Annotated in this window: 10 protein-coding genes; 8 read left to right on the plus strand and 2 right to left on the minus strand. The window is 59.6% G+C overall.

Going from position 1 to position 13674, the window contains the following annotated elements:
- Positions 1 to 11 precede the first annotated feature (11 nt).
- On the plus strand, positions 12 to 2234 hold the full coding sequence (gene ppk1, locus KW839_RS04840; protein WP_060542505.1) for a polyphosphate kinase 1: 2223 nt from the start codon (positions 12 to 14) through the stop codon (positions 2232 to 2234).
- Between the two features lie 177 nt (positions 2235 to 2411).
- Here ppk1 and ppx read toward each other — a convergent pair whose 3' ends face one another.
- Positions 2412 to 3914, minus strand: coding sequence for an exopolyphosphatase (gene ppx, locus KW839_RS04845; RefSeq protein WP_060542504.1), 1503 nt, complete (start codon positions 3912 to 3914; stop codon positions 2412 to 2414).
- Between the two features lie 242 nt (positions 3915 to 4156).
- Between ppx and trxA the strand changes: the two genes are divergently transcribed.
- The 7 genes from trxA (at position 4157) to KW839_RS04880 (ending at position 12541) form a co-directional block, all read left to right on the plus strand.
- Positions 4157 to 4486, plus strand: a complete 330-nt coding sequence (gene trxA / locus KW839_RS04850; protein ID WP_003206727.1) for a thioredoxin TrxA — start codon at positions 4157 to 4159, stop codon at positions 4484 to 4486.
- A gap of 245 nt (positions 4487 to 4731) precedes the next feature.
- Complete coding sequence (rho, locus tag KW839_RS04855; protein ID WP_057712815.1) at positions 4732 to 5991, plus strand: transcription termination factor Rho; 1260 nt, start codon at positions 4732 to 4734, stop codon at positions 5989 to 5991.
- 194 nt (positions 5992 to 6185) lie between these two features.
- Complete coding sequence (locus KW839_RS04860; RefSeq protein WP_218423598.1) at positions 6186 to 8183, plus strand: acyltransferase family protein; 1998 nt, start codon at positions 6186 to 6188, stop codon at positions 8181 to 8183.
- Between the two features lie 69 nt (positions 8184 to 8252).
- A complete protein-coding gene (ubiD, locus tag KW839_RS04865) occupies positions 8253 to 9719 on the plus strand; it encodes a 4-hydroxy-3-polyprenylbenzoate decarboxylase (RefSeq protein WP_060542502.1) in 1467 nt (488 codons plus the stop codon).
- Complete coding sequence (locus tag KW839_RS04870; RefSeq protein ID WP_218423599.1) at positions 9719 to 10687, plus strand: CDP-6-deoxy-delta-3,4-glucoseen reductase; 969 nt, start codon at positions 9719 to 9721, stop codon at positions 10685 to 10687. The genes ubiD and KW839_RS04870 overlap by 1 nt, the downstream gene beginning before the upstream one ends.
- A gap of 349 nt (positions 10688 to 11036) precedes the next feature.
- On the plus strand, positions 11037 to 11705 hold the full coding sequence (locus KW839_RS04875) for a gamma-glutamylcyclotransferase (protein WP_218423600.1): 669 nt from the start codon (positions 11037 to 11039) through the stop codon (positions 11703 to 11705).
- A gap of 221 nt (positions 11706 to 11926) precedes the next feature.
- The gene (locus KW839_RS04880) at positions 11927 to 12541 is read left to right on the plus strand and encodes an energy transducer TonB (protein ID WP_060542499.1); all 615 of its coding nucleotides are present in this window, start codon (positions 11927 to 11929) and stop codon (positions 12539 to 12541) included.
- A gap of 56 nt (positions 12542 to 12597) precedes the next feature.
- Here KW839_RS04880 and KW839_RS04885 read toward each other — a convergent pair whose 3' ends face one another.
- Positions 12598 to 13575, minus strand: a complete 978-nt coding sequence (locus KW839_RS04885; RefSeq protein WP_218423601.1) for an NADPH:quinone oxidoreductase family protein — start codon at positions 13573 to 13575, stop codon at positions 12598 to 12600.
- Positions 13576 to 13674: the final 99 nt, after the last annotated feature.

Here is a 13674-nt window from a genome sequence, read left to right on the forward strand (position 1 = left end):
AGGAACATTCAATGAATACCGAAGGACTCACTGAAGTTGCCGTAAAAGACGCTCAACCCGTGGTCGAGCAAATTGCCGAAACCCCGCCGGAACTGGAGCCTGCTCCACCCGCGGTAGTGGTCGAGGCCGCCCCGGCGGCGCCGGCCATTGCCATTCCCGGCCTGGATGACAGCAGCTTGTACATCCATCGCGAGCTGTCGCAACTGCAGTTCAATATCCGCGTGCTGGAACAGGCGCTGGATGAGTCCTACCCGTTGCTGGAGCGGCTCAAGTTTCTGCTGATCTTCTCCAGCAACCTCGACGAGTTCTTCGAGATTCGCGTCGCCGGCCTGAAGAAACAGATCACCTTCGCCCGGGAACAGGCGGGCGCTGATGGCCTGCAACCGCACCAAGCCCTGGCTCGCATCAGCGAACTGGTGCACGGTCACGTTGACCGCCAGTACGCGATCCTCAACGACATTCTGTTGCCGGAACTGGAAAAGCATCAGGTCCGCTTCATTCGTCGCCGCCATTGGAACGCCAAGCTCAAGACCTGGGTCCGTCGTTACTTCCGCGACGAGATCGCGCCGATCATCACCCCGATCGGTCTCGACCCGACGCACCCGTTCCCGTTGCTGGTGAACAAGAGTCTCAACTTCATCGTCGAGCTCGAAGGCATCGACGCCTTCGGTCGCGACTCCGGTCTGGCGATCATTCCAGCACCGCGCTTGCTGCCGCGGATCATCAAGGTGCCGGAAGAAGTCGGCGGCGCCGGCGATAACTACGTGTTCCTGTCGTCGATGATCCATGCCCATGCCGATGACCTGTTCCAGGGCATGAAGGTCAAGGGCTGCTACCAGTTCCGTCTGACCCGTAACGCCGACCTGGCGCTGGATTCGGAAGACGTAGAGGACCTGGCCCGCGCCCTGCGTGGTGAGCTTTTCTCCCGTCGATACGGCGACGCGGTGCGTCTTGAAGTTGCCGATACGTGCCCGAAACACCTGTCCGACTACCTGCTCAAGCAGTTCAACCTGAGCGAGACCGAGCTGTATCAGGTCAACGGTCCGGTGAACCTGACGCGCCTGTTCAGCATCACCGGTCTGGACAGCCAGCGTGAGCTGCAATACCTGCCGTTCACCCCGCAGATCCCGAAACTGCTGCAAAACAGCGAGAACATTTTCAGCGTGATCAGCAAGCAGGACATCCTGCTGCTGCACCCGTTCGAGTCGTTCACCCCGGTGGTCGACCTGCTGCGCCAGGCGGCCAAGGATCCGCACGTTCTGGCCGTGCGCCAGACGCTGTACCGCTCTGGCGCCAACTCGGAAATCGTCGATGCCCTGGTGGATGCGGCGCGTAACGGCAAGGAAGTCACGGCGGTGATCGAGCTGCGCGCGCGGTTCGACGAAGAGTCCAACCTGCAGCTGGCCAGCCGTCTGCAAGCGGCCGGTGCGGTGGTGATCTATGGCGTGGTCGGCTTCAAGACCCACGCCAAGATGATGCTGATCCTGCGGCGCGAGGCCGGCGAAATCGTGCGTTATGCGCACCTGGGCACCGGTAACTACCATGCCGGCAATGCTCGCCTGTATACCGACTACAGCCTGTTGACCTCCGACGACGCGCTGTGCGAAGACGTCGGCAAACTCTTCAGTCAATTGATCGGCATGGGTAAAACCCTGCGCATGAAGAAGCTCCTGCATGCGCCGTTCACCCTGAAGAAGGGCATGCTCGACATGATTGCCCGGGAAACCCAGTTCGCCGTCGATGGCAAGCCGGCGCACATCATTGCCAAGTTCAACTCGCTGACCGATCCGAAGATCATCCGCGCCTTGTACAAGGCCAGTCAGTCAGGTGTGCGCATCGATCTTGTGGTACGCGGCATGTGCTGCCTGCGGCCGGGCATTGCCGGGGTCTCGCACAACATCCACGTGCGCTCGATCATCGGTCGTTTCCTGGAGCACACGCGGGTCTTCTACTTCCTCAACGGTGGCGATGAACAGATGTTCCTGTCCAGTGCCGACTGGATGGAGCGCAACCTCGACAAGCGTGTCGAGACTTGCTTCCCGGTGGAAGGCAAGAAGCTGATCATGCGGGTCAAGAAAGAGTTGGAGCTGTATCTCACCGATAACACCCACAGCTGGAGCCTGCAGTCGGACGGCCGGTACATCCGCAACACACCGACTGGCAATCAGAATCCACGCAGCGCCCAGGCGACGTTGCTGGAGCGGTTGGGCAGCCCGATTCTGACGGTGCGGTAACGGCAGTCGGCGGGTGAAAAAATGGCGATCCATGTGGATCGCCCTTTTTTTGTGTCAGCGCCGCTCTCTGTAGGAGCGAGCCTGTTCGCGACGATCGTCAACGATGACGCTGGCAACCTGACGCCCCGCGGTGCTCTCAGGTTCATCGCGAGCCTGCTCGCTCCTACGGGGGGCGAATCAGCGAGCGGTCAGGACGATGTCGACCCGAGTCAGCCATTGCGCTTCGATTTCGAAGTCGGCCTGGGTCAACTGGTTTTCGTTCAGCCAATTTTCCGGAAACACGACTTCCAGTTGGTTACCCTTGGCCTTCAGAGCCACTTGGGGCATTTGCTGGGTACCACGGATGTGGTGGAACAGGATCGCAAAGCGCAGCAACACGCACAGACGGATCAGCTTGATGCCGTCATGGCCGAAGTCGGCAAACTTGTCCTTGGGAATGTTGCGTCGATGGCCGCGCACCAGTAGCGCGAGCATCAGTTGGTCTTCCCGGGAGAAACCGGCCAGATCGGAGTGTTCGATCAGGTAGGCACCATGCTTATGGTACTGATAGTGAGCGATATCCAGGCCCACCTCATGGACCTTGGCCGCCCAGCCGAGCAGCTCGCGCCAGACGCCGTCTTCCAGATCCCAGTCCTCGGCCACCTGGTCGAAGGCATGCAGGGCCTTGCGCTCGACCCGTGCTGCCTGTTCCAGATCAACGTGGTAGCGCTCCATCAGCGAAGTGAGGGTACGCTCGCGCACGTCTTCGTGATGGTGGCGACCGAGCAGGTCATAGAGCACGCCTTCGCGCAGGGCGCCTTCGCAGTGGTCCATGCGTTGCAGCTCGAGGGAGTCGAAAATCGCTTCGAGAATGGCCAGGCCTGCGGGGAAAATCGTCCGGCGATCCGGCTTGATGCCTTCGAAGTCGATCTTTTCGACATCGCCAAGCTTCATTAGCTTGCGCTTGAGCCAGGCCAGGCCTTCGGCATTGACCTCGCCGGACCCCTGGCCGCCGGCCTTCAGGGCCAGGCCGATGGCGCGAATGGTACCCGAGGAACCGATGGCTTCGTCCCAGGTCAGGCGGTGCAGCGCGTGCTCGATGCTCATGATCTCCAGTCGCGCCGCGGTGTACGCCTGGGCGTAACGGGCCGGGGTGATCTTGCCGTCCTTGAAGTAACGCTGGGTGAAGCTCACGCAGCCCATTTGCAGGCTTTCGCGCAGCAGCGGTTCGAAGCGCTGGCCGATGATGAACTCGGTACTGCCGCCGCCGATGTCGGCCACCAGGCGCTTGCCCGGAGTGTCCGCAAGGGTGTGGGACACGCCAAGGTAGATCAGGCGCGCTTCTTCACGACCGGAGATGACTTCCACCGGGTGGCCGAGAATTTCTTCGGCGCGGCGGATGAATTCGCTGCGGTTGCGGGCTTCGCGAAGGGCATTGGTGCCAACGATCCGCACGGAACCAGTGGGCATACCGTTGATCAGTTGGGCGAAGCGCTTGAGGCAGTCGAGCCCGCGCTGCATGGATTCTTCGTTGAGGTGACGTTCTTCGTCGATACCGGCAGCCAGCTGCACCTTCTCCCCGAGACGCTCGAGAATACGGATTTCACCATTCTGGGCCTTGGCCACGACCATGTGAAAGCTGTTGGAGCCCAAGTCGATTGCGGCGATCAGGGACAGATTCTTGGCTTTGGATTGCGGCATGGTCAGGGGGTCTCGGTCGATTACCTCGCCATCGTGCCACGATCAAAGGCTGGCGCCAACGCGAAGTGTTCAAAGCTTTGATTCAGCACACCCCCTCCCTGCAAAATCCCGGCATGCAGGGACATGAGCTATACCAAAACTCATGGAACACCATAGCAAGAGTCAATCATCTGCACCTTCCTGAACACGGGAAGGGCAGCTATGATGGGCCACGTTTTTTTGCTTACAACCTGGAGAATTCCATGAGCAGCGATCTTATCAAACACGTTAGCGATGCCAGCTTCGAGGCTGACGTACTCAAGGCCGAGGGCGCTGTACTGGTCGACTACTGGGCTGAATGGTGCGGCCCTTGCAAAATGATCGCTCCGGTTCTGGACGAAATTGCCGAGACTTACAAAGGCAAGCTGACCGTCGCCAAGCTGAACATCGACGAAAACCAGGAAACCCCTGCCAAGCATGGCGTTCGTGGTATTCCTACGTTGATGCTGTTCAAGAACGGCAACGTTGAAGCGACCAAGGTTGGTGCTCTTTCGAAGTCGCAACTGGCTGCTTTCCTCGACGCCAACATCTAAGCGTCAACAAGGCGTCAGTCAAAGGCCCCGCAAATAGCGGGGCTTTTTCGTTATTGAGGGCTAGACGCTCCTAAACTCAGGTGGTACATTCGGCCCCGCACTGGTTTCTCCATTGCCCCCTGCTAGCCGTCGCCGACGCACTCCTTTTCGAATAAGTACGCGATCCTGTCGCCTTCTCCGCGGCGCGGCCTCATTAAGCCAAAAGCTTAATTTCCCCCCTCCATAAATGATTACGTCATTCCTATATGAATCTGACTGAACTCAAGCAAAAGCCGATTACCGAACTGCTCGAATTGGCCGAACAGATGGGCATAGAAAATATGGCCCGTTCGCGCAAGCAGGACGTGATTTTCTCCCTGCTCAAAAAGCACGCGAAAAGCGGTGAGGAAATCTCCGGTGATGGCGTGCTGGAGATTCTCCAGGACGGCTTCGGCTTCCTGCGCTCCGCTGACGCTTCCTACCTGGCCGGCCCGGACGATATCTACGTCTCGCCAAGCCAGATCCGCCGTTTCAACTTGCGCACCGGTGACACCATCGTTGGCAAGATCCGCCCTCCGAAGGAAGGCGAGCGGTATTTCGCCCTGCTCAAGGTCGACACGATCAACTTCGATCGTCCGGAAAATGCGAAAAACAAGATTCTCTTCGAGAACCTGACCCCGCTGTTCCCGACCGTGCGCATGAAGATGGAAGCCGGTAACGGTTCCACCGAAGACTTGACCGGTCGAGTCATCGACCTGTGCGCCCCGATCGGTAAAGGCCAGCGCGGTCTGATCGTTGCACCGCCGAAAGCCGGTAAAACGATCATGCTGCAGAACATCGCGGCCAACATTGCGCGTAACAACCCTGAAGTTCACCTGATCGTGCTGCTGATCGACGAACGTCCGGAAGAAGTAACCGAAATGCAGCGCACCGTGCGCGGCGAAGTGGTTGCCTCGACGTTCGACGAGCCGCCAACCCGCCACGTGCAGGTTGCCGAAATGGTGATCGAGAAGGCCAAGCGCCTGGTCGAACACAAAAAAGACGTGGTGATCCTGCTCGACTCCATCACCCGTCTGGCCCGTGCCTACAACACCGTGATCCCGAGCTCCGGCAAGGTGCTGACCGGTGGTGTCGATGCCCACGCCCTGGAGAAACCGAAACGTTTCTTCGGCGCCGCGCGGAACATCGAAGAAGGCGGCTCGCTGACCATCATCGCCACCGCGCTGGTTGAAACCGGCTCGAAGATGGACGAAGTGATCTACGAGGAATTCAAAGGCACCGGCAACATGGAGCTGCCTCTGGATCGCCGCATTGCTGAAAAGCGCGTGTTCCCGGCCATCAACATCAACCGTTCCGGCACCCGCCGCGAAGAGTTGCTGACCGCAGACGACGAGTTGCAGCGCATGTGGATCCTGCGCAAGCTGCTGCATCCGATGGACGAAATCGCTGCCATCGAGTTCCTGGTCGACAAGTTGAAAACGACCAAGACCAACGATGAGTTCTTCCTGTCGATGAAGCGCAAGTAACATCGCGGGTTGAATCCGAAAATGGCGTCCTTTTGGGGCGCCATTTTTTTTGTCTGTTTTTTGTCCGGGCCATGGGAGGTTCCGGATCTGGTAAGGTCTGTGACCTGGTAAAACATCAAGCAGCGCAGGTGACCGTCTCTGAGTCGGGCGTGCGGCTGTACAAAAAACAACCAACGTATTGGCATTAAAGATTTATGAGCACACTTGCTTATCGAAGGGATATCGACGGCTTGCGGGCAGTCGCGGTAATTGCCGTGGTGCTGTTCCATTTTGGCGTCCCGGGTTTTACCGGTGGTTTTGTCGGCGTAGACGTATTCTTCGTAATCTCCGGCTACCTCATCACTTCGATCATCTGGAACCAGCGCCAGGCCGGGCGTTTCAGCTTTGTCGATTTCTGGGCGCGGCGCGCGCGACGGATCCTGCCTGCACTGTTTGCCATGATCATCGCGGTGCTGGCGCTGGGCTGGTTCCTGCTCGCCCCCAAGGATTACGAAGAGTTGGGGCGCTCGGTGCGCTATCAGGTAATGTTCGTATCGAACATCCTGTTCATGCGCCAGGATGGTTATTTCGACGTTGCCTCTGACCTCAAGCCGCTGCTGCACACCTGGTCGCTGGCAGTGGAAGAGCAGTTCTACATCATCTTTCCATTATTGCTGACGCTGCTGTCCAGTCGCTTGAAACACTGGCGCATGGCGCTGTTCGGTGTGCTGCTGGTTTCTTTCGGCCTGAGTGTGTGGGCGGTCAATCACCATCCGGAGAAAGCGTTCTTTCTGCTGCCGATGCGCGCCTGGGAGTTGCTGGCCGGTGCGATGCTGGCTGTCGCGCCAAAACATGGTTGGCGGCTTAAGCCGATGGCGGCGCAGGCGCTTAGCCTGCTCGGCATGGCACTGATCCTGTTGGCAGTGTTCGGCTACGACAAGACCACGCCGTTTCCGGGTGCTGCCGCGCTGCTGCCGACCCTCGGTGTCATCGCGCTGATTCTGGCCAACGGTCATCGCCAGACCTGGGTGGGACAATTGTTGAGCACTCGGGTGATGGTCGGCTTCGGCCTGATCTCCTACTCCTGGTATCTGTGGCACTGGCCGGTGTTCGTGTTCTCCAGCTACGCCAGTGTCGATCAGCCGAGTGCGATCGACAGCGCCGGATTGATTTTGTTGACGCTGGTGCTCGGTTACCTGTCCTGGAAGCTCATCGAGACCCCGTTTCGCGAACGTCGCCTGCTCGCCGGGCGCCGGCAAATTCTGCTTGCCGGAGCTTTTGGCGTGGTGGTGCTGGGGCTGGCCGGGCAAACCCTGCGCTGGACCGATGGCTTGCCGTGGCGCTTGTCCGATCAGGCCCTGCAGTATGCCAAGGGCCGCGAATGGCGGCCGGAGCTGATGGCGTGCCTGGCGGACGACAAAACGCCTGATGACAAACTCTTTTGTCACTACGGCGCGGAAAATACTCAGACCCGGGCGCTGGTCTGGGGTGACAGTCATGCCACGGCGCTGATCCCGGTGTTCGATGACGGTGCCACCGCCCATGACGTCAGTGTGATCCTTGCCAGCTCTCCCGGCTGCGTGCCAGTGGAGGGATTGGAGCACGATGCACGTTGCGCGCGGTTCAACCAGCGCATCGAGCAGGCCCTGAAGTCGCAGACCGTTAGTGATGTAGTGCTTGTCGCGCGCTGGAGCCTGTACCTCTATGGCGACGTCAGAGGTGATCTGGGCCACGCGCTGAAAAAGTCCGACGGTCATTACGACCGTGCTGTTGCCGAACAGCGTCTGGCCGAAGGTTTGCGGGCGCGGGTGATGCAATTGCGCGCCGGCGGTCACCGCGTCTGGTTGGTGAAAGAGGCGCCGTTGCAGGCTTTCAGCCCGCCTTATCGACTCACGCGCCTGGCAATGCTCGATCGCCCGGTGGATGACGTCGGGCTGGCGGTTGGCGAACACCAAAAGCGTCAGACGTTCATCAGTCAGTTGTTCGCACAACTGGCGCAAGACCCGGCGGTACGGGTGGTCGATCCGGCGCCACGACTGTGTGGTGAAAGCGGGCTGTGCCGCGCCGAACTCGGCGGTTATTCGCTGTACACCGACGATAATCACCTCTCGGAAGTCGGTGCACGGTTGGTGGCGCCGATCCTCGAGCCGCTGTTTGTCGATCTGCAAGCCACGCAAAAGCTGAAAAAAGGCCCGGTGAATGCAGCCAAGTGAAGCGCAACGGGCTGCCAGCGGCCGGCATAGCAGGTAGGATGTACGCCTATTTTGAGGGTGCCATCGTCAATGAAATTCAAGGATCTTCGGGATTTCGTGCAGCAGCTTGAGCAGCGCGGAGAGTTGAAACGCATCCAGATTCCCGTTTCGCCGGTGCTGGAGATGACCGAGGTCTGTGACCGCACGCTGCGGGCCAAGGGCCCGGCGCTGCTGTTCGAGAAACCGACCGGTTACGACATCCCGGTGCTCGGCAACCTGTTCGGCACCCCCGAGCGGGTGGCCATGGGCATGGGCGCCGAATCTGTCAGCGAGCTTCGCGAAATCGGCAAGCTGCTGGCATTCCTCAAGGAGCCGGAGCCGCCCAAAGGCCTGAAGGATGCCTGGTCGAAGCTACCGATCTTCCGCAAGATCATTTCGATGGCGCCGAAAGTCGTCAAGGACGCGGTGTGCCAGGAAGTCGTGATCGAAGGCGACGACGTCGATCTGGCCATGCTGCCGGTGCAGACCTGCTGGCCTGGCGATGTCGGCCCGCTGATCACCTGGGGCCTGACCGTCACCAAAGGCCCGAACAAGGACCGGCAGAACCTCGGCATCTATCGTCAGCAAGTGATTGGCCGTAACAAGGTCATCATGCGCTGGCTGAGCCATCGTGGTGGCGCGCTGGATTTCCGTGAGTGGTGCGAAAAGCATCCAGGCCAGCCGTTCCCGGTGTCCGTGGCATTGGGCGCGGATCCTGCGACTATTCTAGGCGCGGTCACCCCGGTTCCCGACAGCCTTTCCGAGTACGCCTTCGCCGGTCTGCTGCGTGGCAACCGTACAGAGCTGGTGAAGTGCCGTGGCAACGACCTGCAAGTGCCGGCCACTGCCGAAATTATCCTTGAGGGCGTGATCCATCCGGGCGAAATGGCTGATGAAGGTCCATACGGCGACCACACCGGCTATTACAACGAAGTCGACAGCTTCCCGGTGTTCACGGTCGAACGTATCACCCACCGGATCAAGCCGATCTACCACAGCACCTACACCGGCCGGCCGCCAGATGAGCCGGCGATTCTCGGGGTGGCGCTGAACGAAGTGTTCGTGCCGATCCTGCAGAAGCAGTTTCCGGAAATCACCGATTTCTACCTGCCGCCCGAGGGCTGCTCGTACCGCATGGCCATTGTGACCATGAAGAAGTCGTATCCCGGCCACGCCAAGCGGGTAATGCTGGGTGTCTGGTCGTTTTTGCGACAGTTCATGTACACCAAGTTCGTTATCGTCACCGACGACGATATCAATGCCCGGGACTGGAACGATGTGATCTGGGCCATCACCACGCGCATGGACCCCAAGCGCGACACGGTGATGATCGACAATACGCCGATCGATTACCTCGACTTCGCCTCGCCGGTTTCCGGCCTGGGTTCGAAGATGGGGCTCGATGCCACGCATAAATGGCCGGGCGAAACCACTCGCGAGTGGGGTCGGGTGATCGTCAAGGACGACGCCGTGACCCAACGGATCGATGCCATCTGGAATCAGTTAGGAATAGATTGATGCGTGTAACCTTGCAGCCCTCCGGAGCGGTGCTAGAGATTCTGCCCGGCGAGCGGATTCTCGATGGTGCGCGGCGCCTGGGCTATGAATGCCCGCAAAGCTGCCGCAACGGCAATTGCCACGTGTGCGCTGCGTTGCTGGTGGAAGGCCGTGTCGAACAAGCCGGCAATGTGCGTGACCATGGCGAGTTCTACACTTGCATAGCAGAGCCGCTGGAAGACTGCATCGTGCTGTGGGATGGCGTGCTCGCGCTGGGAGAACTGCCGGTGCGCACCCTGTCGTGTCAGGTCATTGAGTGCAAGGACGTGGGGGGCGATACCTGGCGCGTGCGTTTGCGGACGCCTGCTGGCAAACCGCCGCGCTATCACGCCGGTCAGTATCTGATGATCCAGCGCGAGAGCGGCGAGAAGTCGGCATTTTCCCTGGCCTCTGCACCACACGCCGGGCGCGACCTGGAAATCCATGTGCTGGCGCGCGAAACCAGTGCGTTGAACCTGATCGACCAGCTCAGGCGCAACACCACGGTGCGGGTCGAGTTGCCGTTCGGCGATACCCATCTGGCAGAACTGCCGGACGGTCCGCTGGTGCTGATCGCCGCAGGTACCGGCATGGGCCAGATCCATAGCCTGATCGAACACTGCCGGGCCTCCGGTTTCAAGCATCCGGTGCATCTGTATTGGGGTGTGCGTCGTCCCGAAGATTTTTATCAGATCGAACACTGGAACGAATGGCTGAAGCTACCCAACCTGTTCCTGCATAAAGTCGTCAGCGATCAATGCGGCTGGGAAGGGCGTTGCGGCATGTTGCATGAGGCGGTCTGCGAGGACTTTCCTGATCTCAAGCCCCTGCATGTGTACGCCAGCGGGTCACCGGCCATGGTCTACGGCACGCTGGATGCGCTGGTCGAAGCGGGGATGGACGCCCACCAGATGCGCGCCGACGTATTTGCGTATGCGCCGCGATCTTGATCCGCGATCTTGATCCGCGCTCCTGAGACGCGCTCTTGATGCTGCCACTCCGCCCTGTAGGAGCGAGCACGCTCGCGATGGACTCAAGAACACCGCGGGGAACCAGCCGCCCCGCATAATCGTTGACGACCATCGCGAGCATGCTCGCTCCTACAGGGTTATAACTCCATATATAGCTTATCGGTATTTATAAAATCATATAAATACCGGTAGGTTATATATCTTGCGGGCAATTAGAAAAATTTGTGCCATGGCACTCAAATTGCCTTAAAACATATGTGCCTTATTGTTACAGCGGTGCGTTCTATTAAGTAATTCTTCACCCGCGGGGAGCTGAACGCTATTCGCCATGAGCGCCATTGAATCTGCTTTTCTGAATATGGCTTATCCTCCGCGGCTCGATCTGGGGCCGCAGCTGACTCACGAACAATTGCTCGGTTCGATGCATTCGACCATGGCGCGCCACAAGGGCGGTCCGGTCTGGCTGTTCGCTTACGGATCCCTGATCTGGCGCCCTGAATGCACGGCGGTGGAGCGGGTTCGCGGACGGGTGCATGGTTATCATCGCGGCCTGTACCTGTGGTCCCACGAACATCGCGGCACCCCGGAAATGCCCGGCCTGGTGTTTGGCCTGGATCGTGGCGGTTCTTGCAGCGGTTTCGCCTATCGCCTGCCCGAAGAGCAGCTCGAAGCCTCGCTCTACGCGTTGTGGCAGCGCGAGATGCCGTTCCCGTCCTATCGTCCGCACTGGCTCAACTGCCGGCTTGAAGACGGAAGTCAGGTTCAGGCCCTGGGCTTTGTGCTGGAGCGGCACCTGCCCAGCTATGCCGGCAACCTGCCGGACCATGTGCTCAGCCACGTGTTCGAAAACGCTTGCGGACGTTACGGCACCACTCGCGATTATGTCGAGCAGACCGCCCACGCCCTGCGCAGCCACGCCATGCCAGACCGGAATCTGGAGGCGCGGCTCAAGCGTTGTAAATCAAAGGCTGATCAGGCGAGTGCTTCGCCACCTTGATACTGGCTCTGGACTGTCTGCGACCCTACCGTCCAGGTAACAGGTTGTAGGAAGCGTTACCCATTTCGTTAAGACGACCCCTAGCCAAGGGATGTAGGTCAGTTCTTTGGGAAATGTCCTGCGTTTTTACAGGAAGTTGTGGTCTTCAGCTCGATGCCATCGCTCTTTAACCTTTTGTCCTGCCGCCAGGCCTGGTGTGCAGTGACTAAAGGAGAGGAGAAATGCGGTGGCTTGTGGGCGTGTTTTTATGGGTGATGGCGCTGGATGTCCGGGCCGGGGAGGTGTTTCTGATCCCCGAGTACAATCCCAAGCCGTTATATCCTGTGGAGCTTCATCGGGCTGGCATAACGGGCAAGCTGCAAGTCAGCCTGACCGTGCATGCCGATGGCTCTGTCAGTAAGGTTGCTGTTATGGAAGACGCTCATCCAGACCTCAGCGAAGCATCCGTGACAGCGGTTAGCCAATGGCGATTCAAGCCCTGGGAAATCACCAGCGACCATCCCGCAGAAATCGCCGTAATCGCGCCAATAGATTTCCGTTTGGATAGCCAGCTGCCGTTTCACGCCAACAAGCAGCTGGCGAAGTTGAAGTGCGCAAGTATCGCCCGTGCAGCATCGGGCACTCCAGTTGCCACCTGGGTGGACCTGCCAGTGTTCGATTGGACCCGCAGTTACCTGACCTACTCGCTATCACCAGCGCAGTTGCCAGACGAAGAGCGTCTGGAGCTGATCAACACGCTCAACGCGAGCGTCCCTTCGATTGTCAGGCGCTGCAAGTCCTATCCGGCGAGCCGCTATGTGCGGTTTCTTCCGGAGGAGATCCGGGTGTTGCTTTAACTTGAATCGACTCACGTCGCCCTAGGTGCAAGGGCGGCGTGAGCGCAGTCAATGCCTCAGCGAACCTGTACCACAACCTTCCCGACCGCCTTGCGCTGCCCAAGATCGTTAATGGCTTGCGCCGCATTGCTCAGCGGGTAAACCTGCGACACCAGCGGTTTCAATTTACCTTCAGCGAACCATCCAAACAGTTGCTGGAAATTCGCTGCATTGTCCTGCGGCTGGCGTTGGGCAAACGAGCCCCAGAATACGCCGAGCACCGCGGCGCCTTTGAGCAGGGCCAGGTTCACCGGCAATTCGGGGATGCGTCCGCTGGCGAAGCCGACCACCAGCAGGCGGCCGTTCCAGGCGATGGCGCGGATGGCCTGGTCGAACAGGTCGCCGCCGACCGGGTCGTAGATCACATCGGCGCCCTGGCCATCGGTCAGGCGTTTGATTTCGTCCTTGAGGCTGGTTTCGCTGTAGTTGATCAGTTCGTCGGCACCTGCAGCCTTGGCCACAGCGAGTTTTTCAGCACTACTGGCGGCGGCGATCACCCGGGCGCCCATGGCTTTGCCGATTTCTACGGCCGCCAGGCCGACTCCGCCGGAAGCGCCGAGCACCAGCAGGGTTTCGCCCGGTTGCAGGTTGCCACGCTGTTTAAGGGCGTGCATCGAGGTGCCATAGGTCATGCTGAACGCGGCGGCGGTGTTGAAGTCCATGGACGGAGGGATCGGCAGCACGTTGTAACCTGGTACTGCAACCTGCTCGGCAAAGCTGCCCCAGCCGGTCAGGGCCATGACCCGGTCGCCGACTTTCAGATTGCTGACTTTTTCGCCCACGGCGCTGACTACCCCGGCCGCTTCGCCGCCCGGGGAAAACGGGAAGGGCGGTTTGAACTGGTACTTACCCTCGATGATCAGCGTGTCGGGGAAATTCACCCCGGCGGCGTGCACGTCCAGCAGGATTTCGTTCTTCTTTGCGACAGGACTGTCGACGTCTTCCAGCACCAGCGATTCGGCAGGGCCGAAGGCTTTGCACAGCACGGCTTTCATCAGGGCTATTCCTTTTGGAGTGATGGCCGATAAGTGTAGGTGTGTGAGTCAACGGGTCAACGAGCATGCCCGCCCCTGATAGTCAGCCATAAGCTTGTG

Origin of the sequence: Pseudomonas sp. PDM31 (genome assembly GCF_019218965.1) — a bacterium.
Lineage (GTDB): Bacteria > Pseudomonadota > Gammaproteobacteria > Pseudomonadales > Pseudomonadaceae > Aquipseudomonas.